This window comes from Lactobacillus sp. CA30L (genome assembly GCF_059900845.1).
This window is the reverse complement of sequence record NZ_JBWXGB010000028.1, coordinates 1-446: the sequence shown is the minus strand read 5'-3', so window position 1 is coordinate 446 and position 446 is coordinate 1. Positions and strand designations below refer to the sequence as shown.

1 protein-coding gene and 1 pseudogene are annotated in these 446 nt (G+C 38.3%); both read right to left on the bottom strand.

Translation table 11 applies throughout. The annotated features are described in order from the left end of the window. Nucleotides 1-93, bottom strand: a pseudogene (locus AC2JF8_RS09300) (GNAT family N-acetyltransferase); the annotation flags it as partial. An 18-nt stretch (nt 94-111) separates the two neighbouring features. Beyond that, nucleotides 112-446, bottom strand: a 335-nt coding sequence (gene sylA / locus AC2JF8_RS09295; RefSeq protein ID WP_500762809.1) for a transcriptional regulator SylA, incomplete at its 5' end; no start/stop codon positions are given.

Genomic DNA, 446 nt, shown 5'->3' with positions numbered 1-446 from the left:
ATTATATGGTCCGAAAGTATCTGTATAAGTTTCAATGCTGATTTCTTGTAACGCTGGTGCATCTTCTATTGTTAATTGTTTTATTTCTCCCATCAATCAGTCGTCCTTTCCTTAATAATTTCGAGTGTTCCCTTTTTTGACAAATTCCCAATCTTCGCTGACATTTTTACGCATCCGGACTAAGTAATCTGCCAATTGTGAAATTTCCACTTCTGACAAGCCTTGCAAAGCAACTTGATTCGAGTGTTGATTTTCGCGCACAATGATTGGATAAACGTTTTTCCCTTTTTCTGTGGCATAAATCCGCTTAATTTTTTTGTTACTTGCATCTTCTTGACGATAAATAAAGCCTTGTTCTTCCAAACGCTTAATCGCCCGCGCCGCTGTGGTTCGATCAACTTTAATCAGTTCGGCGATCTTTTCTTGGATAATCCCAGGATTTTCAC